This window comes from Streptomyces sp. URMC 129 (assembly GCF_051386415.1).
In the GTDB taxonomy this organism is placed as follows: domain Bacteria; phylum Actinomycetota; class Actinomycetes; order Streptomycetales; family Streptomycetaceae; genus Streptomyces.
Genome location: NZ_JBPQTQ010000313.1, coordinates 1 through 470 on the forward strand (window position 1 = coordinate 1; position 470 = coordinate 470).

Below are 470 nucleotides of genomic sequence, written 5' to 3' on the forward strand. Positions count from 1 at the left end.
GCGTCGCGGAGCACCCCGGGGACTCCGTCGCCGAAGGCGGCGGCGGGGGCGGCTGCGGGGTCGTGGGCGAGGACCACGGTGTTCCGGTGGTCGCCGCGCAGCGGTGCCGGAAGGGTCTCCAGCGGGCGGACGGCGGAGGTCACCGTCCGGGGCGCGGCGACGAGGAGCTTCGCGCCGCCGAACGTGCTCCATCCACCGGTGCGCGTCGGGTCCCACGGGGACACGCAGGTGCGGGCCGCCGTCGACGTGCACAGGGTTCCTGTCCGGCGGGCGGCGGGCGGCGGGCGGCGGCCGGTCGCCGGTCAGCCGCGCTCCGCGGCAGGCGGCTCGCCCTACCGAAAGGCAAGCCCTGCCCCGACCTGCCCGTTGGACCACCGTATGCGGCAAACGGCTCCCCACCGTACCGGCGAGCGCACCCCGGCACCGGAGTACCCGGGACCACGAAGCCGCCGTGCGGGTCGCGTCCGGGG

General features: G+C 78.1%; 1 pseudogene. It reads right to left on the bottom strand.

What is annotated here, in order from left to right:
• Positions 1 to 224 (bottom strand): annotated as a pseudogene (locus ACSNOC_RS27945) (hypothetical protein); the annotation flags it as partial.
• Positions 225 to 470 lie beyond the last annotated feature (246 nt).